Below are 24,445 nucleotides of genomic sequence, written 5' to 3' on the forward strand. Positions count from 1 at the left end.
CCAACACGGCACTGCGAGAGCAGAAACACTCAGCCAAGTCAGGCTGACCACCGATAGTGAAAAACTTCCGTTAGCAACGTAAACGACCGCCCAACGGCGCTCTGTCGAAGCATGTCCGTTATGGCAACTTTGCGCGGTTGTCCTGGCGGATCATGAGGCAGCCGTGAGACCGTCTCGCAATGCGGTTCGCTGATTCCATGACCGACTTGATCGGTAATACCCCGCTGGTGCGCCTGTCCCAGATCCCTTCCCAGGCAGGCCCATTGGTGCTCGCGAAAATGGAGTATCTCAATCCCGGCGGCTCGGTCAAAGATCGGATCGCGCTGCGGATGATCGAAGCGGCCGAAGCATCGGGAGCCCTGCGACCCGGCGGCACGATCGTCGAACCGACATCGGGAAATACCGGGGTGGGTTTGGTCCTTGCCGCCCAACGCCGCGGCTATCGCTGCGTCGTGGTCTGCTCGGACAAGGTCAGTGTGGAAAAGCGCAAGGTGCTCGAAGCCTATGGCGCCCAGGTCATCATCTGCCCGAGCACGGTCGCGCCGGACCACCCGGAGTCGCACTACTCGGTCAGCGCAAGGATTGCAGTCGAGATCGACGGCGCCTGGATGCCCGACCAGTACTCGAACCAGGCCGGTCCGGCCAGCCACACCGCCACCACCGGCCCGGAGATCTGGGCCGACACCGACGGCCTGATAACCCATTTCGTGACCGGAATCGGAACCGGCGGCACGATCAGCGGCACCGGTCGCTACCTGAAAACGGTGTCGAGCATGCGGGATTCAGGCCCGGTCCAGGTGATCGGCGCCGTTCCGGAGGGCTCGATCTACGCGGGCGCTCGCGCGATGCCGTGTCACGTGGAAGGCATCGGTCAGGAGTTCTGGCCCAAGATCTATGACGCGCAGGTCGTCGACGAGGTCATCGCGGTATCCGACGCCGAGTCGTTCGCGATGGCCCGCCGCCTGGCCAGGACCGAGGGCATGCTGGTCGGCGGTTCGAGCGGGACGGCCGTGGTCGCCGCCCTGCGCGTGGCCGAGCGGCTCGACCCCGGCCACGTTGTCGTTGTCCTGCTGGCGGACGGCGGTCGTGGCTACCTGTCCAAGGTCTTCGACGATCCCTGGATGACCACCCACGGATTCGACACGATCGCCGAACCCACGCCTATGCTCACCGGCGGGTGTTGATCCATGCCGATGAGCACGGGCTTCACCGAACGGCTCGGGGTCGATCTGCCCGCCGTGGCAGAACACTTCGGAACGCCGTTCTATCTGTATGACGCACAAGGCATCGACGAAACCTGCCGAGCGTTCAACGCCGCCTTCTCCGGCCTGGACTGCCGGGAGTACTTCGCGGTCAAGGCATTACCCAATCCGGCCATCCTGCGACTCCTCGCCTCGCACGGGTTCGGTTTCGACTGCAGTTCCCTGCCCGAGGTCGCGCTGGCGTTGGCGGCCGGTGCGAGCAGCCGCGATATCTTCTTCACCTCCAACAACACCAGCATCGATGAACTGCGCGCCGCCATCGACGCCGATGTCTTCGTCAATATCGATGACGAATCGGTCTTGAACAAGCTCATCGAAGCGGACGCGGTCCCGGCCGCGGTCGGCTTCCGCATCAATCCCGGGCGGCTCGCGGACGGGTTCGACACCAGCCTGTTCGGACACCCCGACAGCGCCAAGTTCGGCATCAGACCGGACCGGCTCCTCGACGTGTGCGCTACCGCGGTAAACCACGGCGTGCGCTCGATCGGCTTGCACATCATGATCGCCGCCAACTTCCGCACCAGCGAGCCGACGCTGTACGCGCTGGACGTGCTGACACAGGAAGCGACGCGACTACGGGAAAAGCTCGACATCGACGTCACGATCCTCAATGTCGGTGGCGGCATGGGCATTCCGTACCGCCCCGACGAGCAACCCCTCGACCTCGACGAGCTGGCGGGCCACCTCCGTCAGCGGCTCGATCAGCTGCCGCCCGAATGGCGCCCGAAGCTCTGCTTCGAGAACGGACGTTTGATCACCGGCCCGCACGGGGTCCTGGTCACCCGCGTGGTGAACCGAATGTCGAAGTGGCGAGAGCTGGTCGGTGTCGACGTCGGCGCGACCGCACTGCTGCGTTCCCTGGTCTATTCCGGCGTCTACCACCACATCACCGCGCCTTACGCCGCGGCGGACCGGACCGAAACGGTGGACGTGGTCGGGTCGCTGTGCACGAACATCGACAGGTTGGCCGAGCAACGCGAGCTACCGGTCACCCGCGAGGGCGACCTGCTGCTCATCCATGATGTCGGTGCGCACGGACACGCCATGGCGTCCACCTACAACGGTCGGCTCCGGCCGAAAGAGTTGCTGCTGCACCCGGACGGGTCGGTCGAGCTGATCCGTCGCGCGGAAACCGAAGACGACTACTTCGCGACGCTCGGCTTCACCCCCGACACCTTCTCGGCGGTGCGCTGATCGATTGCCGCACAGGGCATTTCACCGGCGATCGGCGTGCATATCAGGCGCCGATCGCTGGTTGTCCGGCCAGGCTGGAATGGAGCGATCGTGCTCATCGGTCTCGTCGGGGACGCGCAACACTATTGACCTCGACCGCACTCGAGGTTGCACAGTCAGTGGATGCGACTTAATCAGGTCACGTTGGGTAGCACCGATCTCGCTCGGTCCGAACGGTTCTATCTGTTGTTCGGACTGAGACTGATCGTCAAGACCGACCATTACTTGCGATTCGAATGTCCGGACGGAGACAGCACGTTCTCGGTCGATCTCGTCCAGTCCGTCCCAGATGATGAGCAAGTGACTGTTTACTTCGAAACCGATGACCTCGACGATCAATGCGCGCGGTTGATGGAGGCAGGCATTGTGTTCGACGGTCCGCCCAGCGACCAGCCATGGTTATGGCGGGAGGCACGGCTTCGCGATCCCGACGGGCACCCACTGTGCCTGTTCCGCGCCGGGGAAAACCGCCGCAATCCACCATGGCGTCTTTCCTGATCCCGTCGCCGCCACGACTACCGCCTGCTGCCATGAAGCTCCCGCGTCGGCTACCTTCGTTACCAGCGCATACGTTGAATCCGACCCGCGGTGGACGATGTCCGACGCCACCGACCGGACACGAACACGGAGGAATTGGCCATGCCCTATACCGTGGACTTCGACACCGTATCGACCGTCGGCCTGGAGTCGTCGCCGGTCGCGGCCGCACTCGCCGGCTTGCGGGCGAACGAGGCCCGGTACTTCAAGAACAAGTACGACCACGTCTTCACCGTCGAGCCCGCGAGCAACGCCACCTCGACCATCGATTGGGTGCATCGGATCCTCGAGGAAGAACGCGGCATCGTCGTCGCCTCGCGCCCGCTCGAAGCGACCGCGTTCCAGGTCGAGAACATTCGGATCGCCTACGTCTTCTACGAGAGCGGTTTGTCGATCAACGTGATGTACACCGTCGACGATTCAGGGAAACGCGCGGTCGGGTTCAAGCTCTCCGACGGGATGGAGATCCCCGAGGAACTCGCCTCGTTCAAGTTCGCCCGCCAGAAGTCGAAACTGGCCGGAACCATCCGCGGCTCCTACTTCGTCATCAAGAACGAGTACTGACCCGGGCACTACCGCTACGCCATCGAACGCCCAAAGTGGTACTAATACTGTCCATTTGGATGCGGGCATACTGCGGTACCGACCGCATGCCATACCGGGATGTGATGTCCGCGTAGGCGGTGGGTTCATACCGTCACGGCGTGATCGCAAATACGGCCCTCGGCCGGCTCCGGACGTTACCTCGCCTGCACGGCCCGCTCATGATCGTGATCGCCGCGATGACGGCACTCGTCCTGATCTCGTTGTGCGCCATGGCAATCGACGATCGCACCATTCTCGGCGAGTCCGTCTGGCTCAAGCCGCTCGAGTTCGGATTCGCATTCGCCAGCTACGGGACAACCCTGGCTTGGCTGCTGATGCTGCCGCATAACACCGCCACCGACCCATCAACACGATCGGGCAACGGGTGTTCTTCTCCGCCGGACCGAGCCTGATTCTGGCGAGCCTGGCCGTAGCCGCGGTCATCGGCTGGCAGCGCGTCGCGGATCGGCCTACCGCACGCGCCATTCACGCCGGTCTCGGACTTGCCGTCGTTGGCATGTCGTTCGGCAATCTGATGGCGTTCACGGGCACAGAGCTGGTCACCGACGCTAACGGCAAGGTAGTGAAACTACTCGGCAAGCACACCGTCGGCGCCGACGACGGCACCGGTGGCATGCCGATACTGGCCCGGCTCGGCCGCCGACATGCCTGGCTGCACGGCGACCGAACACGCGCCTCGCTCATCGGCATCCTCGCCGCGGGCTACGCGGGCTTGGTCGCCCTGACCGCATGGCAGGCGTTGCGTGCGCAGTCCCTGATCCACCCCGACTGCGCAACCTGGCTGACCCTGGCAGCCATCATCATTGCTGTCGCGCTTGGCATCGGGCTCGTTCATGCCCGAGCGAACAGCGCGAAATAGCGCCACAGGCGCACCATCCATGTCCGCAACGTCCTCGATAGCGGCGGCCCACGCGTTCCGGAACGGATTCTTCCGCCGCGACCCGCGCGGTTCGAAACGACCACACGTCGGGCTTGAAGATCAACGCGCAGAGATCATCTCGGATAGCCGCCCGGCCGCCAGGAGTGCCCGGTAAGCAGCCGATTACCCGACGTCCGCTAGGGCCGCGCGGCAGTTGTGCGAGCCGGTTATCCCATCGCACCCCACCGGTTGTAGTAGGTGATTTCTTGCAAGGGCGGGCGCGTGGCGGTGCGGAATGTGGTTGTGGTCGTGTAGCCGATGGCGAGCATGGCGACCTGGGTGACATCGGTTGGTATGCCTAGGATCTGGGCTGCTTCGGATTCGTGCTCTCCGAGGTGGTAGCCGACGATGGTGCTCCCGAGCCCTCGCGCCCGCAATGCCAGCTGCAGGCTCCAGACCGCCGGATATGCCGAACCGTAGAAGGCCGTCAGTGCCCCGTTGTCGCCAGCGGGTCGCCCACGCAGGCACGCCACAACATAGACGGGAATGCGTTCCAGCACCGCGAGCAGGTGCCGCCCCGATGTGAGCGTTGACGGCGTCACCAGGTGACCGTACGCGGCCTGGGACTTCTCGCCTGCGGATCGGATCAGTTGCGCCAGTTGGTCTTTCGCCTGCTGATCATCGACGACCAGCCAGCGGAACTCCTCGACGAAGACACCGGCGATCGGTGCCTGCTGTGCGATACGAAGGCACTCGGCGAGGACCTCCGGCTCGACTGGACGATCCAGATCCAGCTTGCGCCGAACCGAACGGGTGGTGGTCAATAAAGTGTCGATGTCCATGATGCGTTCCTCCCCGAGACTTACTTCACGAGTCTGACACGATTCGGTCTCAGGGGGTGCGTCACTTATCGCGAGATTCGGCACGGCCGTACGCTTCTCCGCAAGATCAACGGGCCGAGAGCACCTCGTGCACCCGGCAAACATCAGCCCAGCGAAACGTCACCACCGAGCATCGGAGCGTGGACCATCGGTCCTGTTCCGCGTTGTCGCGTCCCTACCTCTGTCGAAGATTGGACTGCACAATGCGTCATCTCCTATCGATCACTGCTTTCGTCGCCCTGGGCCCGGCCATGGCATGGCTGCCCGGCACCGCTGCGGCCGTCCCGTTCCCCTCGAACACAACACATCTGCACCAAGAGCTCGCAATGGATCAGCAGACCGTCTCGATCAAGGGGAAGCTGCTCTGCAACGGCCAGCCCTCGACCGCAACTCAATCTCAAGTGCAACTCGTCAACAAGCGCCTCGGTCAAGACGACGTCCACAACGGGTACCCGGCCGACGACGGCACCTTCGCGCTGACTTTGACCGTCAACAGCACATCCGCCATAACCCCCGAAGTTCACATTCACACCAGCTGCAATGCCACACCCCCGCAGCAGTGCCGACTGCTCACGCTCTCCGTGCCCGCCAAATACGTCAACAGTGGCAAGCCTTACGACATGAGCACCATCAACTTGGAAATCAAACTGAACGACGAATCGTCCTGCTGAATCGATCCGAGGCACGGAATCGGTGCAGCTGGTGCGGGGCGATCGCGCAGCGGAGGCCGTTGCTACGCAGGGCGTCTACCGCAGACGGTCCTGCTGACGCCGTCGTCATACGCTGCAGCCATGCCAAAGATCAGGTTCACCAATTCGGACTCCGACAAGCCGTTCGTCGTCTGGCTCGAGCCTTGGGCCCGGGATTACTGGCTGCGCCCTGGAGATGCGGTCACCATCGAGTACGACGAAAGCGACTTCGTGGAACAGGCAAACCTCGGCGCGGAATTCGATGTGGTGTGGCACGACCGGGGTGTCACGGTCTGGCCTGCGTCCAGCCACGAGGCCGCGGTTCGCGATCAGTCCGGTACCGACCTCGAATACGGTCACCAGCGTCCTGCGGAAGGCTAAGAACTCGACACGCGCCTACCGCCGCGGAGCGCGCGATGGTTGGCCGTCCAGATCCGTTGGTCGACAAGCCTTTCCAACGCACGCATGCCGTTCACCCGCGGACTACTCGGCGGCGCGACTGGCGAAGTCGAAGGATCCGCCGTCGATACCCCAGGAGATGACGCGGTCGGGGTGAATGCGGATGACCGCGCGTTCCTGGGGTTCGAACGGCGGCTCCTCGTCATCGAGCGCCTCAGCAGTGCCGCGTACCTCAATGCCACGAATCACGTAGGGCTCCAAGGAAACCTGTTGGTCGATGACGAACGATACCCTGCTGCCTGCCTCGACATTGCGGAACTTTCGACTGGCACGCATCCGCATGCCGCCGATGTCGATCGTGCCGTCGGCGTTCACCCGATAGCTGGTGGGGTTATTCTGCACAACGCCGTCGGGCGACACCGTGGCCAGCCGACCGATGCCGGCCTCCGCGAGGAACTGCTGCTCGTTGCTGGTGAAGGTCATGTCAGTTACTCCTCAGTGAATGCGATATCAGGTGTGCCCGGCAATCAGCCGGAAGTTGTTGGCTACGGGAAGCGCAAAGCTGTTGCCGACAGTTCGACTTCCCAGTTTCTAGCAGTGCTAGAAACTGGAGCAACGGTAACACTACCCGGCTAGCTTGTCTAGCGTTGCTAGATTTCAGATCGCCACCGCAGCCCAGTCGGCGATCGACGCCACCCGGCGACCCCCGCCTTGACGCCGATCTGCCGCTCGACCCGCGCCGCCCGAACTGGCTGGCCGACAGCACTTCCCAACATGCGCACATGCTGACTGTCAGCCATGCCACGAAACCCCTTGGCGGGGACTAATGGGAGATGGAATGCTGAACTGGCAAGGTTCAGTGGAGGGATGGCAGCCGTGACAGACTCGGTTCTGAGCCGTGCAGCCGAAAACGTTTGCACGGAATTGCGCGCCCATGCCGCAGTGTGTGAGCAAAGCCCGAACGACCCGGTTGCTGTTGTCCGCCAAGGAGAACGCCTGCGGAAAGCAATGCTGCACTACGAAGTAGCTCTCGGGGAGGTGAGTGGCTGGTCGCTTCCCCTGCGCTACCTCGGGCACCTCGAAGACTTCGCGGAGGACAACGGTGCGGACGCATCCGTCGACATCGATCCACGCGGCAGTCAGGACCGAAATCCCGGCTGCTGATCCAGGCACGCGCTACCCGCCGATGCCGCGGGGCGCGCGATCCGAACGAACCATCGCCGCCCGCAGATCTGTTGGCCACCAACGTATCTGGAACATCCGATAGTGCCGATCATGTGAGGTCCCGCCGTCGGGGCAAGTGGAGGATCATGCCGCGCGGTATCGGCTGGTAAAGTGGCGACCGATGCCGGAACCTCGCCAATCCGCCACGCCCCCACCGACGTTCCCGAGAGTGGTATCGCACGTCCGAGCTGGCTCGACCACGGCGTCCACGCACACGCCGACGGTCAACTGGTGCACGCGGCGTCCGGCGTCTTGGCCACCACGACCGAACGGGTCACCTGGGTCGCGCCCGCCAACCGGGCGATGTGGACGCCGCCGGATTCGTTCACTCGCATCCACGCTATCCGGATTTAGATCAGCCGATTTCCTCGACGGTCCGCGACAGCGCGAGTCCGCCGTGTCCGGTGACTATCTGCCTATCGATGAGAGTTCGCAAGGGCGAGAGCAGATCTGGTGCGAGACCGGCGTCGATGGTGGCGCGCAGGATGGCGTCGACCGCGGGTTTGTGCAGGGCGATGTTTTGGGAGTCGGTGCGGTAGTCGCCCGTGTCGATCAGATCGCCGTGCGCCGAGAGTGACTGCGCCATGGCCGTCAGGAGCGCGGCGGCGCGCTCGCTGTACTGCCGCGCCGAAAGGCCTGCCGAGCGAGCAAGCGCGGCACCGTGGAAGAAACCGCCGAACATCCCGTACATCGCCGAGAGTAACGCGAAATCGTAGGCCGATGCCACACCGGCGTCGGCCCCGAAATAGTCTGCGCTACCCAGTAATTCGAGCATCGCGCGGTGTGCGTCGAAGACGGTGCGCGACCCGCTGTACAGGATCGAGGCGCCGGGGGCGCCGATCAGATGCGGGGGCACCATGATGCCGCCGTCGAGCAGATCGATGCCGTGCGAGTCAGCCCAGGATGCCAACTCGCGCGCCTCCTCGGGAGTGGTGCTGGTCAGATTGAGCAGCTGTCGACCCGCCAAGGACTTCGCGACCGGGTCGAGGGTCGCGTGCACTGATGCGTGATCGAGCAAAATGACGATCACCACCGGACTCGCAACTACCGCCTCGGCGATATCGGACACCGAATGCGCGCCAGCCGCGACCAATTCGTTGCCACGGCCGGGTGTCCGATTCCACACGGTCACCGTCCGCCCGCCGACGAGCAGGGCAGACGCCACAGCCCGCCCCATGCTACCGAGCCCGAGCACCGTCACCGACGTTTCCCTCGCCACTATCCCAACCTCCAGGAGTTCGAAAACATATCCACCCCAACCTCATTCATCCCCAGCTTCGCGAGCAAGTACGTACCCGGAGGTCAGTTGATTACATGGAGGTAAGCGACCAGGTCCCCACGCAGCGAATCTCCTTGCTTCGCTCAGGGCGAAACTCCCGCCCCACCAAGCAATCAAACCTCGGCACATCGCTCGACCGCCCCCGAATCGTCCGCCCTAAAACCTCCGAAGCCACTTCGCTCCACAGCCACTGGCGCACCCATTCGCCCACGACACCGACCACTGTTGGTCGGATGATCACGGGGAACTGAGGGCGGCATCGCCCGAGAAGCGACTTACCTCAGTTCCCCGTGATCACTTGTCCAACAGTACTTCTCGTAACTTGCCTGCCCAGCGCTCGCAATTGCCCAGCATCGTGCAGTCCCCCGCGCCGTGGATCCGTCACGAAAACTTAGTCGCGCTGGAATATCACCAAATGGTAGGACAACAGCATGGGTATCGACTCGAACGCAGTGAACCTGATGATCGCCGAACGGGCCTGTGAGCGTTTGATTATCGAGTTCGTCCGGCGGCTCGACCTCGGCGACCCATCCAGTGTCGCGGAGCTGTTCACGCCGGACGGTGTCTGGGAATGGCCTGCCGGTGATCGGAGGGTGCAGGGACGCGAGGCCTTGCGCGATTACTTCGGGTCGCGACCAGCCGATCGGCTCTCCCGACGGTTGTGCACGAACATCCTCGTGACCGTCTCCTCCCCGGAGATAGCCTCCGCCACAACCTACTTCACCACGTATCGCGTCGATGGCTACCGCGGAGGCATGGCGGCGCCCCGACCCCCGGTCAATGTCGGCCACTACGAAGACACCTTCCACAAGATCGACCACAGCTGGTTGCTGGCGAAACGAACGACGATCATCGCCTACGGCGGTCCGACGGAACGACTCAGCAATACCGCGGAGGCATGACAGACGCGGTCGGCGGTTGAGCACCGCTGCGGCTCAAGACATCCGCTACCAGCGCATCGCGATGGCCGCGATCGTGTCGGCGGCGGCCTTGTCCAAGTTCAGGGGACGAGCGAGCCCCGGCCGCCGCGAAAAGAGCGGCCCGCTCGATCTCACGCGGGGGTCTCGCGCCGACTCGCGATCTGATAGACGTTGCCGAACGGGTCGCGGATCATGGCGCGGCGGTCGCCATACGGTGTGTCGAGCGGTGCCTCCACGGTGGCGGCACCCGCAGCCACCGCACGTTGATAGGTCGCGGCGACATCATCGACATAGATGTATAGGAACGCTGGAAACACCTCGCGTTCGCCCGCTACCGACACCATGACCAGCGAGTCGCCGATGCGGACCTCGGTCGGTCGATCCGGTTCGACGTCGCCGACCGCTTCGAATACCGTCCGCAGGAACCCGACCGCGCCAACTTGGTCATCGACCACCATGCGTGGTGTCACCGAATGAAACCCCGGCGGAGGTGCGGAAACTGCTGCCATGCAGAAAGTCTCGCACGCGACCGCGAGCCATGGCCCAAGGTCGACAGAATAAGAGAAACCCCCTGCGCCGCAGGGTTATAGCGCAGCCCAGCGCCGCACGAACTCGAGCGCGGCGTCGTCGACCTCCGCGGGATTCGAGGCGCTCAGGAAGTGCTGCCCGCCCTCGACGACTGCCAGACGCGCTTCGGGGGAACGGGTGAACATCCGGATCTTCTCCTTGGCGTTTTCCACGGAATACACCTGGTCAGCGGTGCCGTGCAACCACAGGACCGGGCAGCGGACGTCGTCGAGCCTGCCGTGCAGCCCGTCGCGGTCCCGCAGGTTCACCGTGCTGACGCGCAGGCGGTGGCGCCCGGCATCACCGGCGTAGTTCGCACGGTAGGCGGCGAGCCAGAACTCGCGTTCCGCGCCGGATACGCCCCCGAGTAGCCGTCGGCGGCAAGCACCTCATGCCGCGGACTCGACGCGAACGGGTTCGAGGCCGTCAACATCACCGCGTCACATCGGACGAGGTCGCGAAGCAGCTGGACGAGTTGCTCGGCTCGCTCGAGGACGCTCGCGGCGACGGGCGAAATGCGGCCGGTGCCGCTCTCGGACGGCAACGGGCTCATAGCGCATCTCCTTGGCACGAACGTTGACCCGCGGTTGATCTCACGGACGCGCTGTGGGGGCTTTGGTTTCCGCCGGTTTCGCTCGTGCGGCTTTGGTCAATAGTCGGCTGAGTTGGCGCTGCTCGGTCGGGCTGAGGTGGGCAATGGATGACCGGGTGCGCATCGCCGTCGCGAGTCGTCGCCGTACTTCGAGGCCGCGCTCGGTGAGGGTCACGATCTTGACCCGGCGATTCGCCGGATCGACCTCTCGGGTGATCAGGCCCTTGTCCTGGAGGCGGTCGGCGAGGAACGTCACGGTGGACGGATCGCAGCCAAGGCTGGCGGCGAGTTGCCGCATCGACGGAGTAGCGGACGGCTCGATCTTCCACAGGGTGTTGGCCATGACCGCGGTCAGCCCCAAGTCGCCGACGGTGTCGGCGAGCAGGGCATTGGTCTGCTCGGCCACGGCGAAAACCAGGTCAAGCACGTCATATACCAGCGATTCGTCCGCACGCTCTGCCACAACCCGACAATACTTGGTCATTCAAACACTTGACAACTCCAAGCATCCCCATGAGAGACTGCCAATGCTTGGATGCTCCAAGTGTTTGACTCAGGAGATCTCGAATGACCACGGGTACAAGCAATCTGCGATCCGACCCCGTCGACACTGGCGCCAACGCGCCGTCGAGCACATCGCCGAGGATCGGGCGACCGCCGGATCGGTGGCGTTATCTGTGGCTCGGCGCCGGCGCGGTCCTGTCGTTGTTCGCGGTCAACGGCAGATGGGATATCCCGTTGGCCGCATGGCTTTTCGCGATTCTGCTGCTGCGCTTTTCCAGGACCAGCCGGGCGGCCGTCGGAGTGGGTCTGGTCTGGCTGGCCAGCGTCGGGGCCGCGATGTTCTTTCTGTGGCACGTGGCCGTTCCGCTGACGGGAATGACCCTACTTGGCGGGCTGGCCTTCGGGACCGTACTCACCCTGCCCTACCTGGTTGACCGCCTGCTCGCGCCGCGGCTCGGCATGGTGGCAAGCCTGTTGTTGTTCCCGATGGCGCTGGCCGCGTGCGAGTTCGTGCTTGGCGTTTTCGGTCCGTTCGGCACGGCCTACGGTCTGCTCGCCGACACGCAGTACACCAATCCAGCTCTGCTGCAGGTGATCTCACTGACCGGCCCGTACTCCATCGGGTTTATCATCGGCGCCCTGGCCACCGTGGTGAACCATGTGTGGGAGCGCCCGCTGTCCTGGCGCACCGTCCGCGTGCCAGTCGTCTACGCGGCCGTGCTCGGCGTCGTAATCGTCGGCGGCAGTGCACGATTGGCGCTCTTTCCAGTAGCTACCGCCCAGACCGTACGCATCGCGGGTATCAACCCGAGCACGGCGGCTTTGGACGCGGAAATGAAGGCACTCGGCCAACCCGGATTCGACCCGATGGCCATACCCCGGTTCGATCCGGCCACGGTGCCGGCGGAATCGAAGGCGGTCATCGACGGCCTGTTCGACAACACCAGGCAAGCCGCTCGAGCAGGCGCGAAAATCGTTCTCTGGTCGGAGAATGCGGCCAGGATCTCGGTCTCGGACGAACCGGCGTTCCTGGCCGCCGCGCAGGCCGTCGCCCGAGCCGAGCAGGTGTATCTGGACGTCTCCGTCAACGTCTACCTGCCGACCGCACCCTACGGCCGCGACGAGACACATTTCATCGGCCCGGACGGGACGCTGATCTGGACCTATGAGAAGTCCCATCCGATTCCGGGTTTGGAGACCTATACGCCCGGTGACGGAAAAGTGCCCGTCGTGAGCACGCCGTACGGTCGAATCGCGAACGTGATCTGTTACGACGCGGACTTTCCGGCCATGATGCACACCGACGCCGACATCATGCTGGTGCCCGGCGGCGACTGGCCAGAGTTCGGCCGGTTGCACACCCAGATGTCGAGCCTGCGCGCGATCGAGAACGGCTACTCGCTGGTCCGGCAGGATTTCAACGGCTGGTCGGCCGCCTACAACCACCACGGACAACCCATCTCGACCCAGGACACCACCGTCGATCACGCCCCATGGATCGTGGACGTCCCGACCCACGGCACCACCACCCTCTACCAGCTCACCGGCGACATCTTCGCCTGGCTATGCCTGGCAGGCACACTCGCGCTGACGGGTATCGCGGTGATCCGGCGACGCTCGGCAACTCGACGCTGACCCACCGTCGAGACAGTGGTGCGTCCACGGCACCGACCGCTGTTGGACGGATGATCACGGGGAACTGAGGGCGGGATTTCCCGAGAGGAGAGTTACCTCAGTTCCCCGTGATCGCTTGTCCAGTAAGTCATCTCGGGAGTTGCCAGCCGAACGCAGGCAAGTGCCGATCGCGATGTCGGAATCTCGCCAGCCTGGCGAACTGGTGGCCGCGAGGATCGGGAGCATGACAGTCGATGTGATGACCACTCTGCGAGCCTTTTACGCGGCCGAGGCCGCCTACCTCACCGAGGGTGCCGAGTTCGAGCAGATGGCCACACACTTGGCCTCGGACGTGGTCATGTGCCAGGCGTCCAGCCTGCCCTACGGCGGTGAATGGCATGGACACAAGGGTTTTCGGGAATTCATCGCCGCGATGAGTGACAGCTGGGACGGCTTGTGGTTCGACGAGCAGCAGTTCGTCAACGACGACGATCGAGTCGTGGTCTACAGCCGAGGCCGCCTGCGTGCTCGGCGCACCGGGCGAACGTTGAACACCTCACTGCTGCAATGGATCAGCTTCCGAGACGGCTTGATCACCGAGTTCCGACCGTACTACCACGACACAACCGCAGTGCTCGCCGCACTGACCACGAGCGGGAGCGCCACACCCGGCCCACGATGATCCAACGCCCTAAGTGGTGCGCACTCGGCGGCATCTGCGGAATCCGCACCGCCGACTGGAAGGATGACGCGGTACGTATCGCCACGATTCTGTACGACGGATTGCGTTATGGCGCAACGCATCATGGCTAGGCCGTGTTTCGAAACCACGACCACCCAAACCCGACGACGGAGCGTGGGTGGTCCGCGCAAGGTGCTGACCACCCCGCCGCGCTACGTGGTGAGTTGTAGTCGCATCTGCAGCAGCTCTTCCACGTGGTAGATCTCGGTGATCCGGCCGTCGATGACACGGACGATATCGGTGCCGGTCAGCGAGACCGGGCGCTGGCTCGCAGGGATGCCGAAGGCGTCGCCGGTGTGTACGGCTGTCATCCGCCAGTGGTTGACCACCCAGCCGCTCGGCAGCTCCTCTTGGAACACGATCTCGTGACGCGTTCCGGTGAATCCGTCGCGCACCTCGCCGATCAGAAACCGCATGCCCACGATCCCCGATGACGTGCCGGGAACCGGGTTGTGATCGATCAGATCGGGCGCGAACCTTGTCCTCGCGATTGCAGCGATTCGAACTCACCGGACTGGTCACCCGCACCGCCTACGCCGAGGTGCCACCCCGCGTGGAATACCAACTCACGCCGGCCGGGCAACGCCTCGAGTCGGTCCTTGCCAGCATGGCCCACTGGGCCGACAACGACCTGCCGTACACCGGTTCATCCACCGCGCCAATCGAATTCGAACCTGTCGATCGCCACTAGCGCCATCATCCGCGGACGGCGTCGGGACGCTGAGCACGGACGCCACTCACCCGCCCCGGTTTCCGCAGTCGACGACGCGATGACTCCACCGGTTCGAGCCGACGCGCGCCATCCGGTGACGCTGCATATGGTCCCGCAGCGTGTCGCTCGGGCGAGTCCGAACTCTGGTCGACGAACTTTGCGGATACCGAGGCTTGATGTTCGCGCCGGGTGGATCATGAAGTGGTGCCGGGTATTTCGTGCGTACCGGTACTCGCCAGTTATCTGAGCGGCTTCATAGCGGCGGAGTGAGACAGTCTCATCAAGGATGGACGGAGCGAATCATGCAGATCCAATTTCTCGGTGGTGCGGGCGTCAACGGTGACTCAGCGGACCTTGTCGTAGGTCGGCCCGTCATGATCACCGCGATCGCAACCGACGATAACGGCGAGCCGGTACAGCCGATGGACGCGACCTACGCCTGGACATGGCCGAAATGGCTGCCGACGTACCCCGACGGCTACGACTGGCCCGCAGACGCTCAGCAGACCCAGTTCAATCCGACCAGTGACCTTGTCGGCAAGATCGCGGAGGTCGGCGTAACGATCACCACGAAAGACGGCAAGAAGGTGTCCAAGTCACTCAAGTGCACCATCGTCAAGTAGCTCTGACTCATGTAGCACGCGCGCCTGAATGTCCTGTGCCACAGGACATTCAGGCGCTCGGAACTAATCTCGTGTTACCGCCCCCTCGTTGATCGCCGCGGCGATGGTCTGCGTGTAGGGCGGCCGCACGATGCCGTAGTGGGTGGTGTCCAGCCAGTGCCACCGGGTGGGTGCAGTCAGGTGGGTTGGCCACTCTTGCTGCAGCGCAGTCGAAGTCGGATCGCCGATGCCGATCTGTTCGGCCAGCCAGAGTTGGCTCGGGGTGTTGGCCAGGCGCGGAAGGTGGTGATCGACCATGCTGTTCAGGTTGACGCGACAGCAGCGGACCAGGCGTTCGGCGTAGGCGGTAGCCGCCGCGGCACCGGCGTGGTCGAGTTCTTTGGCGAGCACGTCGTGCAGGCGCGCCTCGTCGTACGCGCGGACCAGCGCGCTTGCGCCCGGCGGTGGCGGGTCGATCAGGTGCAGCACCCGGGCCGACTGGCCCGCCGCCTCGGCTTCGGCGGCCATGCCGATCGCCACCCAGGCACCGAAGGACCATCCGGCCAGCTGCCACCGCCATTCCTCGGCCGGGAAGCGGGTGCGTAGGGCGGCGTAGTAGTGGTGGGCTCGCTCGGTCAGCGTCCAGGTCGGCGCGGTGGCTTGGCGCAGTGCCGGATCGGCGATGAGGCAGACGGTCAGCTGCGGTGCCAGCGCCGAGACGAGCGCTCGATACGCCTGGATGTCGCCGCCGACGGGATGCACCAGGCAGACCACGTCCCGTCCGCTGCCCTCCTGCCAGACATCGAGCACGACGTCCTCCGGCCCGGCCGCTCCGGCCGCCTCGACGAGCCGGGTCACGATCTCGTCGATGCTCACCCGGTGGCTGAGCCGGGCCAGGTCAAGGTCGACACCGAAGTGCTGTTTGATCGTGTCCAGCAGATCGAGCATGGTCAGCGAGTCGGCGCCCAGGTCGTACAGCGACGCGTGCAAATCGAGATCGTCCACACCCAAGGCATCGCACAGCTCCGCACGTAGCAGCCGCTGCGCCGACTCGACCGCAACCCCGCTGCCCGCCGGTGTCGCATCGGCCGAGGGGGCTGCGTAGAAGGAGCGGGCGTCGTCGAGGTCGGTGGTGCAGACCAGCAGCTGCGGCAGCCGCGCACCGAGGGCGCGCGCGAACACCCGCTGGCCCTCGGCGACGGTGAGGCCGACGGCCAGGTGTGCGCGATGTCGGGCGTCGGTTGGCAAGGCCCGCACCGCCATTCCCGTCTCCCGCCACACATCCCAGCCGATGCTCACCCGCTGCGTTGTCTCGTCCGCGGCGCCGCGATACCCGGTGAACCCGTCCAGCAGCGCGTTGGCGGCGGCGTAGTCGAGCTGGCCGATGCCGCCGAACCGAGCCGCCATCGACGAGCAGTACACGGCGACGGTTGGCCGGTACCGCTGAATCAGGCGCTCCATCAGCAGAGCTCCCCGCAGCTTGGCCGCGGACCCCCGCCGCGCCACCTCGGGATCGCGACGCGCGATCAACCCACCGGCCGCAACACCGGCCGCGTGCACGATGCCGTCGAGCCGATCCAGCCGATCCCCGATGCGGTGCAAGAGCACGTCGAGATCGCTCTCGGCCAGATCCGCATCGATCGTCTCGACCCGATCGGCCCAGGGCGCCAACATTTTTGGAACCTGGGCATGCCGCGCCAGCAGCACGACTCGGTCCGCGCCGTTCTCCAACAGCCAGTCCGCCGCACTCGCGCCGACGCCGCCGGTCCCGCCGAGAATCAGATACACACCGGCGACGGCGGGCGCTGTGGCCGCCGCGGCCGCGGCGACCGGTGACACCAGCTGCTGCCACCAATACCCTTGTCGCAGTGCGAGATGTTTCGGCACCGCGGCTTCGCCATCGAATCCACTCGTCAGTTCCGCCAGCGCTGCGGCCCATTCGTCCAGAGCGGTGCCGGGCAGGTCGATCCAGGAGCCGGGCACACCGCTCTCCTGTGTCCCCACCTCGCACACCCCGGCCAGCAGATTCGTCTCCGGCCGCCGCACCACACCATCGACCGGCCGCGCCTGCGCCGACAACCACCACACCCGAACACGTTGTGCGACACGGTGCTCCGCCACTGCCCGCAGTAACGCGGCTGGCGTATCGATACACGCCCAGCTCGCTCGCGCGACACTGCCCAGTCCCACTGGCCCGTCCACGCTCAACGGCAGCGCGTGCACCCAGTCGATCCCGTCGCAGTCGGTATCGGCGAGCACGTCGAGCACCTGCCGAAGCGAGTCCGAGTCCGCAGGGACGACCTCGATGACGTCCGCTCCCGCACCATCGGCGACGACCTGCACGACGCGGCGGTGCGTTTGCTCGAAGGCCGCGACCACCGTGGGGTCAGCCGGACCGTCAGTCATCAAGACCAGCAGTCGATTTCGTGGCGAGGCCGGTCCGATGTCGGCGCGGCGCAACCGCACCCAGTGCGGCTGATGCAGCCAGTCGGCCTCCGGCAGCCGCCGAGGTCCGGTCTCGTCGATCGAATCCAGCTGGGGCATGGTCTGTTTCGCGCGCGAGAAGTCGTAGTCTGCGAGATCGAACGCGGGCGGCGGGAAATCCCACGGCGACTGCGCCGGTCCGGGCCGCCACGCAATGGGCCGACCGGACAACCAGGCCGCGACCAGCTCGGCCGTCGGCAACGTGGCCGACACCGCGTCGGAAACCGGGTCAACGGCGACGGCCGCGCCCGCCCGCAACCATCGCACCGCGGCGGCCGCATCGGGACAGACCGCGGCCATCCGCCAGCGCCGGTCGGGTCGGCCCGCCTGCAGATGACGCAGCACCTGCGGATAGGTCTGCGGGTGCGCGTCGAGATACTCCGCGACCCGCGCGGCGTCGGCCCGAAGCGCCTCCTCGCTACTGCTCGAAAGCATCAGGCATGCAACAGATTCCAGATTGAGCGTGCCATCCGGACCGGCCTCGAGTACGACGTGCGCGTTGGCACCACCGATGCCGAAGCTGCTGACCGCCGCCACCCGTGGCCGGTTCGTCGGCCACGGTCGCGGATCGGCGGGGATGTAGAACGGGTCGAGGTCGGTGCCGAACTGCGGGTTGGGGGCCCGGAAATCCAGTGTGGGCGGGATCAAACCGTGGTGGACCGCGAGGGTCGCGCGGATCAGTCCGATCACTCCCGCCGCCGCACCCAAATGGCCGAGCTGGCTCTTGACCGACGACAGGGCGCAGCCACCCGATTCGGTCACACCCAACGCCTGACGCAGCGCGCCGACCTCCACCGGGTCACCGAGCCTGGTCCCCGTGCCGTGCGCCTCGACGTAGGCGACCTCGTCGCCGCGACGGCCGCTGCGGCGCAACGCGGTTCGAATCACCTCGCGCTGCCCGGCCAGCGCCGGGGCGCTGTACCCGAGTTTGGCCGAGCCGTCGTTGTTGACGGCTGAGCCGGTGAGCACCGCATAGACGGTGTGGCCATTGCGCCGCGCCGCCGACAGCCGCTCGAGCACCACCACGCCAACCCCGCTCGCACCAACCGTGCCGCTGGCGTCATCGCTGAACGGACGGCAGTGCCCGTCGGGCGAGAAGATGTGCTGCGGCCGGTATCGGTAGCCGCCCGCGAGCGTCGTATCGACGAGCACCCCGCCGGCGAGCATCACCTCCGCCTCCCCGTTGCGCAGCATCCCGGCCGCAAGGTGCACGGCGACAAGCGAACTCGCGCACGCCGCCTGCGCGGTGAACACCGGACCGGTCAGCCCGAGATGGTAGGCCACCTTGGTGGCGAGGAAGTCCTTGTCGTGGTGCAGCGCGAGCTGGAATTCGTCGGGCAGCAGCGCCGGGTCCGCCTCGCGCAGCATGGTTTGGAAGTAGGTGTTCTCCCCGCATCCGGCGACCAGGCCGACGCGGCGATCGGATGGATCGGCGATGCCAGCGTGCGCGAGCGCCTGAACGCAATTCATCAGCAGGTGGCGCTGTTGCGGATCCATCAGCGCGGCATCGCGACGGTTGATGCCGAAATGGCCGGGGTCGAAGGCGAGCAGACCTGCCATCTGACTTCGCGCGCCCACCAGACCCGTTGGGGCGTCGAAGAATTCGACGCCACGCCCGGCTGTCCGCACCATATTCCAGAACGCGGCCAAGTCCTCGGCACCGGGCAGTCGCACCGCCATGCCGACGACCGCGATCGGATCGTCGGCCGGGGCCACCTCGGGTGCGACATGCGCCATGCGCGCAATCGACCCGTCCACCTCCGATGCCGGTACGGTGTGCGCGGTCGATCCGTCCACCTGCGATGCCGGTGCGATATGCGCGACGCGCGCAATCGACCCGTCCACCTCCAGCGCCCGTGCGACATGCGCGACGCGCGCGGTCGACCCGTCCACGAACCGTGCCAGCGCGCCGATCGTGACGTACTCGAATAGGTCGGCAACGGTGAAACGGAGACCCAGCTCCGTACTGCAGTGCAGATGGAACCGCATCAACGCCAGACTCGTTGCGCCAGCGTCGAAGTAGGTCTGTTCCGACCCGATCGGCGCGCCGGTCGTCGCCTCGAACGCCGCCGCGAGCTCGGCTTCGCGCGCCGACCACGCCGCTGCCGCGACCGTCCGATTCAAGTCCTCGCCCGGTGCGCTCGCGGCGGCACGCCGGTCCAGCTTGCCGCTCGGTGTCCGCGGCAGCTCTGCCACCAGCCGGAAGCGGTCGATGCGGACCGGAGCGGGCAGCAGCCGCGCCAGATGCGCCGTCAGTGCGGTCACCTCGGGGACCGCGTCGCGGCACTGCAGGCAGGCCACCAGAGCGTCACCGTCGCGCACCACCACGGCCTGTACGAGCCCGGGATACCGCAGCAGTGCCGCCTCGATCTGGCCCAACTCGACCCGATGCCCGCTCACCTTGATCTGCTCGTCGGCACGACCGACGAAGTGCAGCAGGCCTTCTCGGTCAACGAATACCCGATCGCCGCTGCGATAGCACAGCCCGACCTCCGGCACCCCGACGAAGCGGTCGGCGTTCGCATACCCCAGATAGCATCGCGTCGCCATGAGACCACCGATCAGCAGCTCCCCCACCGCTCCCGGCGGCACCACCTGACCGGCCTCGTCCACCACCCGCAACACCGCGTTGTCGATCGGCCGCCCGATCGCGGGCCGTTCCGGCCACCGCATCGGATCCCCGCTCAGGCACAGGTTGCTCACCACGTGGGTTTCCGTCGGACCGTACTGATTGAACAGCCGCGCCCCCGGCATCCCCGCGAACCACCGTCGAATCGCCTCGGTGGACACCAATTGCTCACCGGCCGTGACTATCTCGCGCAGCCGAGTCGGATAGCGCCCCGACTGGACGCCGTGCTCGGCCAGAAGCTGTAAGGCCACGTAGGGCAAGAAGATCCGCTCCGCACCGGCCGAATCCAGCTGGTCCAACAGGGCGGGCATATCGTTGCGCCACTGCGGTTGCGCCAGATGCAGGTATCCCCCACCGCACAGCGTCGAGAAGATCTCTTGAAACGACACGTCGAACGACAACGCGGCGAACTGCTGCGTCACCGCCGCGGCACCGAGCCCACCCGAATCCGCTTGCCACTGCAGCAAATTGCACAGCGTGCGATCGGGCACCTGCACACCCTTCGGCCGCCCGGTCGAGCCGGAGGTGAAGAGCATGTACAGCGGCCGCGTTCCGTCTGATGCGTCTGTACCGCAGGGTAATTCGTCGCTCGGCGCCGCGCCGGTATCCAACATGACCGGGTGGCGGGCGATTTCGCCGCTATCGATGGCATCCCATGCCGGGATTGCGCTCGGCGACAGCAGTACGCATAGCGGTTCGGCCTGTTCGAGCATTTGGCGCAGGACAGCGGATGGGTAGGAGGGGTCGAGCGGTAGCGCGGTCAGGTGCAGGCGAGCCAGGGCCAGCAGGGCAACCACGTGTTCGATCGACGGCTCGAAGAACAGCGCGACGCAACGAAGACCGTCTATCGACAGTGCATGGCGTGCATGGATATCCGTGGCCAGCGTGGCGGCGAAGGCATCGAGCTCGGCGTAGCTCACCGTGCGTCCGCCGGATTCCAGCGCCGGTGCGTCTGGCGTCAGCGCGACCTGTCGGGCGAACCCCTCGGCCACCGTCGTGAACGACAACGGCATCGACGCACCGCGCCCGGTCTCGGGCAAACCACGGCGATAAGGCGCCGCGAGATCGGACGGTTTCGCGGTGCCGTTATCGAGTACCAGGTCGAGGCCGCGCCGGAACAGGTCGGCAAGCGCCGTCACCTCGGCATCATCGAAATGGTCCTCGGCGTACTCCCACAGCAGCTCCGTCCCGTCGGCGCGCTCGACCACCGACAGGGTCAGCGGGCATTTGGCCTCGGCCGCGGCGAACCACTGCGGGCGCGTCGTGCAGCCGGGCAGGGTCAGCGCCTCGAAGTCGGTGTTCTCCAAGACGAACAAGGTATCGAACGGTGCTGCACCGCTGGCGAATTCGGTGTCGGCGAGGACGTCGGCCAATGCCACGTCCTGCCGGTCCATCATCTCCCTGACGCACTCCCCCAGCCGCCGCAGCTCGTCGACCGCCTCCGCGCTCGGCCGGACAGCCAGCGGCAACAGCACCGTGTTGGCGAACATCCCCACGCTGGACTCGAATTCCGACAGTGCCCGATTGGCCACGGGCGCGGCAATTCGCAACCGGGTCCGTCCGGTCACCGCGTACAAGCTCCACGCAAATACACCGAGCAACACCTGAAAACGAGTGAGCCCAAGATCGGCGCACAACCGATCCACGCGGTCGTGGCGTTCGGCGTCGAGGCAGGTGTGCAGCAATCGTCCGGCGGCGAAAGGCCGATCGCGCACCGGGCACAGCGGATCGTTCGCCACCTCGACATTCGCGTAGTAGCCGGCCAATTCGGTCCGTTGCGCCCGGTATGCCTTGCTGGCGAACCATTCTTGCTGCCAGGCGGCGAAGTCGAGCGGAGTCGGTGCCGTGCACCGGGTTTCGGGCAGTTCGCCCGCGTATCCGGCCGACAGGTCGGCGAACAGCACGCCGAGCGACCAGCCGTCGACGGCGATGTGGTGCAGCCGAAGCAGCAGGATGCCGCCGCCGTCGTGCGCGAGCCAGCACGCGGCGAGCATGCGCGGTTGCGCGAGATCGAAAGCGACACCGAAGAATCGGTCGATGAAGTCGCGTCGCGTGTGTTCGTCGCGGCCCGCCACGGCATCCGGTGCCATCCACGGGTCGTACGGGTCGCCTACTACCTGCCGCAGCCCCTCGGGCGCGGCCGTGAACCCTGTCCGCAGCGCCGGATGTCGTGCCACCAGCGCGCGCAAGGCGCGCCGCAGGGCCTCGGCGTCCACCGCGCCGTCCACCCGGAACGCTTGCGCGACTGTGTATGCCCGCGATCGCGGTGACCGCTGCTGTAGCAGCCACAGTCGCTGTTGTTCGCTGGTTGCCGGTGCCGTGACGGCATCGGAGGACGCGGGCAGCGCCGAATACGCCGAGCCTGCACCGCGTGCCGCGTCGACGGCCGCGGCCAGTTCCGCGAAATCCGCCTGCAGCACCAGTCGCTGCGAGATATCGCATCCCCAGCGCCGCTGCACGAGGTGCCGAAACCGCAACGCCGCCAACGAGTCACCGCCGCAGGCGATCCACCGATCCGCCAATCGCGGGTCCGGCAGGCCAAGCACCTGCCCGATCACGTCCAGCACCGCCCGCTGCCAACCGGCGACCTCTGATGTCGCCGTGTCCGCGCGCCACGGCCGATCCTCGCGGCTCAGCAGCGCGGCCTGATCGACCTTGCCGTTGGCCGTCAACGGCAGGGCGTCGACACGGTAGAGGCGATGCGGCCGCATGTAGGTCGGCACGGTGGCGGCCAGGTGACGATCCACCACCTCGAACGACAGCCCCGGCTCGGTCACCAGATAGGCAAGCAACTCCTCGGGCCGGTGCGCGGCGGCGCGGCGGGTGCACGCGTACGCGTGCCGTATTCCCGGGTGCGCCAAGAGCTGACGCTCCACCTCCCCCGGCTCGATACGGAAACCACGCACCTTGACCTGCCGGTCGACGCGGCCGACGTAGTCGATGTCCCCGTCCGCCGTGTACCGCACCAGATCGCCTGTGCGATAGAATCTTTCGCGACCGCCGTCGTGCCACGGCAGGCGCAGGAAACGCCGGTCGGTCTCCTCGGGCAGATTGCGGTACCCCACCGCGACACCCGCGCCGGTCAGATACAGCTCGCCGACCTCGCCCGCGACGGCGGCCCGTTCGGTCCCGACCACGACCACCAGTGCCTCGGTGTCCGGCAGTGGCCGACCGATCGGCACCAGATCGCCGGAGAACTCCTGCGGAATCGGATGACACAGTGCGAAAGTCGTTGTCTCCGTTGGTCCATACACGTTGTGGAGCTGGGTTCTCGCGGTGGAGTTGTCGCGATACCACCGGCGGATCAGGGCGGCATTGAGCTGCTCCCCGCCCACCAGCACCTGCCCGATCGTGGCGAAGCAATCGGGGACGGCGTCGACCACCGCATTGAACAGTGCCGTCGTCGTGAACAGCGTGTCGATGCGTTCGCGGCGCAGGGCCGCGGCCAGCTCATGTGGCGTCTGCGCGGTCTCGTCATCGATGATCACGCAGCACCCACCGGTCACCAGGGGCACCCAGACCTCGAAGCTCAGCGCGTCGAAAGCCGGATTGGATAGGCAGGCGTAGCGCGTACCCGGCGCGATCGGAATGTATCCGGGCCTGGCCAGCCGCAGTATTCCCGCGTCGGGCGCCTCGACACCCTTGGGCAGTCCGGTCGTTCCCGAGGTGTAGAAGAGAAACGACGACCGGCCCGGTGCGCCAGGCCGCCCGGCCACCACCCGCTCACCGGTCAGCAGCACCGAAACCGGCAGCGACAGTATCGATTCCGGCAGCTCGACGCCGTCGTCGTGCACGACCGCCACCGCGCCGGAATCGCTGAGAATGTGGCGGCGCCGTTCCGGTGGGCTCTGCCGATCCAGGGGCACCACCTTGGCGCCGAGTCGCAGAATGCCGAGCATGACGCAGACCAGCCGCCATCCGCGTGGCAGCGCCACGGCTACGGCATCGCCGGGGCGAATGCCGTTGTCCGCCAAAGTCTGCGCGACCATTGCGCCGAGTGCGTCGACCGTCGCGTAGTCCAGGCTGTGGCCATCGTCGCGCAGCGCGACCGCGGTGGGGGTGCGCTGAGCCTGATCGTGTACAGCGGCAGCCACACTCGCCACGGTGGGT

Annotated in this window: 24 protein-coding genes and 1 pseudogene; 16 read left to right on the forward strand and 9 right to left on the reverse strand. The window is 65.9% G+C overall.

All coding sequences use genetic code 11. The features are described from left to right. Nucleotides 1–179: 179 nt before the first annotated feature. From OG203_RS05610 to OG203_RS05635, 6 genes and pseudogenes are all read left to right on the forward strand, one after another. Nucleotides 180–1,160 (forward strand): annotated as a pseudogene (locus tag OG203_RS05610) (pyridoxal-phosphate dependent enzyme); the annotation flags it as partial. A gap of 27 nt (nucleotides 1,161–1,187) precedes the next feature. Further along, the gene (locus tag OG203_RS05615) at nucleotides 1,188–2,456 is read left to right on the forward strand and encodes a diaminopimelate decarboxylase family protein (RefSeq protein ID WP_405164589.1); all 1,269 of its coding nucleotides are present in this window, start codon (nucleotides 1,188–1,190) and stop codon (nucleotides 2,454–2,456) included. Nucleotides 2,457–2,618: 162 nt separating this feature from the next. Continuing rightward, the gene (locus tag OG203_RS05620) at nucleotides 2,619–2,993 is read left to right on the forward strand and encodes a VOC family protein (RefSeq protein WP_405164590.1); all 375 of its coding nucleotides are present in this window, start codon (nucleotides 2,619–2,621) and stop codon (nucleotides 2,991–2,993) included. 141 nt (nucleotides 2,994–3,134) lie between these two features. Beyond that, on the forward strand, nucleotides 3,135–3,596 hold the full coding sequence (locus OG203_RS05625) for a phage tail protein (RefSeq protein ID WP_405164591.1): 462 nt from the start codon (nucleotides 3,135–3,137) through the stop codon (nucleotides 3,594–3,596). Between the two features lie 200 nt (nucleotides 3,597–3,796). Next, complete coding sequence (locus OG203_RS05630) at nucleotides 3,797–4,030, forward strand: hypothetical protein (protein WP_405164592.1); 234 nt, start codon at nucleotides 3,797–3,799, stop codon at nucleotides 4,028–4,030. Further along, nucleotides 4,003–4,497, forward strand: a complete 495-nt coding sequence (locus OG203_RS05635; protein ID WP_405164593.1) for a hypothetical protein — start codon at nucleotides 4,003–4,005, stop codon at nucleotides 4,495–4,497. Before OG203_RS05630 ends, OG203_RS05635 begins: the two co-directional genes overlap by 28 nt. Nucleotides 4,498–4,724: 227 nt before the next feature. Here the strand turns inward: OG203_RS05635 and OG203_RS05640 are convergent, their stop codons facing one another. Beyond that, nucleotides 4,725–5,339, reverse strand: coding sequence for a nitroreductase family protein (locus OG203_RS05640; protein WP_405164594.1), 615 nt, complete (start codon nucleotides 5,337–5,339; stop codon nucleotides 4,725–4,727). A gap of 242 nt (nucleotides 5,340–5,581) precedes the next feature. Between OG203_RS05640 and OG203_RS05645 the strand changes: the two genes are divergently transcribed. Then, nucleotides 5,582–6,049, forward strand: coding sequence for a hypothetical protein (locus tag OG203_RS05645; protein ID WP_405164595.1), 468 nt, complete (start codon nucleotides 5,582–5,584; stop codon nucleotides 6,047–6,049). A gap of 120 nt (nucleotides 6,050–6,169) precedes the next feature. Then, nucleotides 6,170–6,448: a hypothetical protein gene (locus tag OG203_RS05650; RefSeq protein ID WP_405164596.1), complete on the forward strand. Its 279-nt coding sequence runs from the start codon at nucleotides 6,170–6,172 to the stop codon at nucleotides 6,446–6,448. Nucleotides 6,449–6,550: 102 nt separating this feature from the next. On the opposite strand, the gene OG203_RS05655 is transcribed toward OG203_RS05650, so the two are convergent. Next, a complete protein-coding gene (locus OG203_RS05655; RefSeq protein ID WP_405164597.1) occupies nucleotides 6,551–6,949 on the reverse strand; it encodes a PPOX class F420-dependent oxidoreductase in 399 nt (132 codons plus the stop codon). A gap of 393 nt (nucleotides 6,950–7,342) precedes the next feature. Here OG203_RS05655 and OG203_RS05660 point away from each other — a divergent pair, with 393 nt between their 5' ends. Together OG203_RS05660 and OG203_RS05665 are read left to right on the forward strand one after the other, a co-directional pair. After that, entirely contained in the window at nucleotides 7,343–7,630 is a 288-nt protein-coding gene (locus tag OG203_RS05660) for a hypothetical protein (RefSeq protein ID WP_405164598.1), read from the forward strand. Nucleotides 7,631–7,801: 171 nt separating this feature from the next. Beyond that, a complete protein-coding gene (locus tag OG203_RS05665; RefSeq protein ID WP_405164599.1) occupies nucleotides 7,802–8,044 on the forward strand; it encodes a hypothetical protein in 243 nt (80 codons plus the stop codon). Nucleotide 8,045: 1 nt separating this feature from the next. Here OG203_RS05665 and OG203_RS05670 read toward each other — a convergent pair whose 3' ends face one another. Next, entirely contained in the window at nucleotides 8,046–8,909 is an 864-nt protein-coding gene (locus OG203_RS05670; RefSeq protein WP_405164600.1) for an NAD(P)-dependent oxidoreductase, read from the reverse strand. A gap of 491 nt (nucleotides 8,910–9,400) precedes the next feature. On the opposite strand from OG203_RS05670, the gene OG203_RS05675 reads away from it, so the two are divergent. Then, nucleotides 9,401–9,871, forward strand: coding sequence for a nuclear transport factor 2 family protein (locus OG203_RS05675; protein WP_405164601.1), 471 nt, complete (start codon nucleotides 9,401–9,403; stop codon nucleotides 9,869–9,871). Between the two features lie 149 nt (nucleotides 9,872–10,020). On the opposite strand, the gene OG203_RS05680 is transcribed toward OG203_RS05675, so the two are convergent. The 4 genes from OG203_RS05680 to OG203_RS05695 all read right to left on the reverse strand — a co-directional run bounded on the left by OG203_RS05680 (nucleotide 10,021) and on the right by OG203_RS05695 (nucleotide 11,511). Beyond that, nucleotides 10,021–10,398 (reverse strand): VOC family protein, encoded by a 378-nt coding sequence (locus tag OG203_RS05680; RefSeq protein ID WP_405164602.1) that lies wholly within the window; start codon nucleotides 10,396–10,398, stop codon nucleotides 10,021–10,023. A gap of 75 nt (nucleotides 10,399–10,473) precedes the next feature. Next, entirely contained in the window at nucleotides 10,474–10,725 is a 252-nt protein-coding gene (locus tag OG203_RS05685; protein ID WP_405164603.1) for an alpha/beta fold hydrolase, read from the reverse strand. After that, on the reverse strand, nucleotides 10,722–11,009 hold the full coding sequence (locus OG203_RS05690) for a hypothetical protein (protein WP_405164604.1): 288 nt from the start codon (nucleotides 11,007–11,009) through the stop codon (nucleotides 10,722–10,724). The genes OG203_RS05685 and OG203_RS05690 overlap by 4 nt, the downstream gene beginning before the upstream one ends. 40 nt (nucleotides 11,010–11,049) lie before the next feature. Further along, nucleotides 11,050–11,511 carry a MarR family winged helix-turn-helix transcriptional regulator gene (locus OG203_RS05695; protein WP_405164605.1) on the reverse strand — a complete coding sequence of 154 codons (462 nt, stop codon included), beginning with the start codon at nucleotides 11,509–11,511 and terminating at the stop codon, nucleotides 11,050–11,052. Between the two features lie 104 nt (nucleotides 11,512–11,615). Between OG203_RS05695 and OG203_RS05700 the strand changes: the two genes are divergently transcribed. From OG203_RS05700 to OG203_RS05710, 3 genes are all read left to right on the forward strand, one after another. After that, complete coding sequence (locus OG203_RS05700; RefSeq protein WP_405164606.1) at nucleotides 11,616–13,187, forward strand: nitrilase-related carbon-nitrogen hydrolase; 1,572 nt, start codon at nucleotides 11,616–11,618, stop codon at nucleotides 13,185–13,187. A 223-nt stretch (nucleotides 13,188–13,410) separates the two neighbouring features. Further along, nucleotides 13,411–13,848: a nuclear transport factor 2 family protein gene (locus tag OG203_RS05705; RefSeq protein WP_405164607.1), complete on the forward strand. Its 438-nt coding sequence runs from the start codon at nucleotides 13,411–13,413 to the stop codon at nucleotides 13,846–13,848. Next, nucleotides 13,845–13,979: a hypothetical protein gene (locus OG203_RS05710; RefSeq protein WP_405164608.1), complete on the forward strand. Its 135-nt coding sequence runs from the start codon at nucleotides 13,845–13,847 to the stop codon at nucleotides 13,977–13,979. Before OG203_RS05705 ends, OG203_RS05710 begins: the two co-directional genes overlap by 4 nt. Nucleotides 13,980–14,060: 81 nt before the next feature. Here the strand turns inward: OG203_RS05710 and OG203_RS05715 are convergent, their stop codons facing one another. Beyond that, entirely contained in the window at nucleotides 14,061–14,408 is a 348-nt protein-coding gene (locus OG203_RS05715; protein ID WP_405167779.1) for an ester cyclase, read from the reverse strand. Between OG203_RS05715 and OG203_RS05720 the strand changes: the two genes are divergently transcribed. Continuing rightward, nucleotides 14,387–14,599, forward strand: coding sequence for a winged helix-turn-helix transcriptional regulator (locus OG203_RS05720; protein ID WP_405164609.1), 213 nt, complete (start codon nucleotides 14,387–14,389; stop codon nucleotides 14,597–14,599). The genes OG203_RS05715 and OG203_RS05720 overlap by 22 nt on opposite strands. A 323-nt stretch (nucleotides 14,600–14,922) precedes the next feature. Then, a complete protein-coding gene (locus OG203_RS05725; protein WP_405164610.1) occupies nucleotides 14,923–15,243 on the forward strand; it encodes a hypothetical protein in 321 nt (106 codons plus the stop codon). Between the two features lie 63 nt (nucleotides 15,244–15,306). Here the strand turns inward: OG203_RS05725 and OG203_RS05730 are convergent, their stop codons facing one another. Further along, on the reverse strand, nucleotides 15,307–24,429 hold the full coding sequence (locus OG203_RS05730) for an amino acid adenylation domain-containing protein (protein ID WP_405164611.1): 9,123 nt from the start codon (nucleotides 24,427–24,429) through the stop codon (nucleotides 15,307–15,309). Between the last annotated feature and the right edge of the window lie 16 nt (nucleotides 24,430–24,445).

This window comes from Nocardia sp. NBC_01499, assembly GCF_045040275.1.
Classification (GTDB): domain Bacteria; phylum Actinomycetota; class Actinomycetes; order Mycobacteriales; family Mycobacteriaceae; genus Nocardia.

Excerpts from the sequence above, each read along its gene's own strand:
- OG203_RS05700 (WP_405164606.1), top strand. The coding sequence starts at position 11,616 with ATGACCACGGGTACAAGCAATCTGCGATCCGACCCCGTCGACACTGGC.
- OG203_RS05705 (WP_405164607.1), top strand. The coding sequence starts at position 13,411 with ATGACAGTCGATGTGATGACCACTCTGCGAGCCTTTTACGCGGCCGAG.
- OG203_RS05615 (WP_405164589.1), top strand. The coding sequence starts at position 1,188 with ATGCCGATGAGCACGGGCTTCACCGAACGGCTCGGGGTCGATCTGCCC.
- OG203_RS05725 (WP_405164610.1), top strand. The coding sequence starts at position 14,923 with ATGCAGATCCAATTTCTCGGTGGTGCGGGCGTCAACGGTGACTCAGCG.
- OG203_RS05710 (WP_405164608.1), top strand. The coding sequence starts at position 13,845 with ATGATCCAACGCCCTAAGTGGTGCGCACTCGGCGGCATCTGCGGAATC.
- OG203_RS05630 (WP_405164592.1), top strand. The coding sequence starts at position 3,797 with ATGATCGTGATCGCCGCGATGACGGCACTCGTCCTGATCTCGTTGTGC.
- OG203_RS05680 (WP_405164602.1), bottom strand. The coding sequence starts at position 10,398 with ATGGCAGCAGTTTCCGCACCTCCGCCGGGGTTTCATTCGGTGACACCA.
- OG203_RS05645 (WP_405164595.1), top strand. The coding sequence starts at position 5,582 with ATGCGTCATCTCCTATCGATCACTGCTTTCGTCGCCCTGGGCCCGGCC.
- OG203_RS05690 (WP_405164604.1), bottom strand. The coding sequence starts at position 11,009 with ATGAGCCCGTTGCCGTCCGAGAGCGGCACCGGCCGCATTTCGCCCGTC.
- OG203_RS05640 (WP_405164594.1), bottom strand. The coding sequence starts at position 5,339 with ATGGACATCGACACTTTATTGACCACCACCCGTTCGGTTCGGCGCAAG.
- OG203_RS05650 (WP_405164596.1), top strand. The coding sequence starts at position 6,170 with ATGCCAAAGATCAGGTTCACCAATTCGGACTCCGACAAGCCGTTCGTC.
- OG203_RS05655 (WP_405164597.1), bottom strand. The coding sequence starts at position 6,949 with ATGACCTTCACCAGCAACGAGCAGCAGTTCCTCGCGGAGGCCGGCATC.
- OG203_RS05675 (WP_405164601.1), top strand. The coding sequence starts at position 9,401 with ATGGGTATCGACTCGAACGCAGTGAACCTGATGATCGCCGAACGGGCC.
- OG203_RS05625 (WP_405164591.1), top strand. The coding sequence starts at position 3,135 with ATGCCCTATACCGTGGACTTCGACACCGTATCGACCGTCGGCCTGGAG.
- OG203_RS05620 (WP_405164590.1), top strand. The coding sequence starts at position 2,619 with ATGCGACTTAATCAGGTCACGTTGGGTAGCACCGATCTCGCTCGGTCC.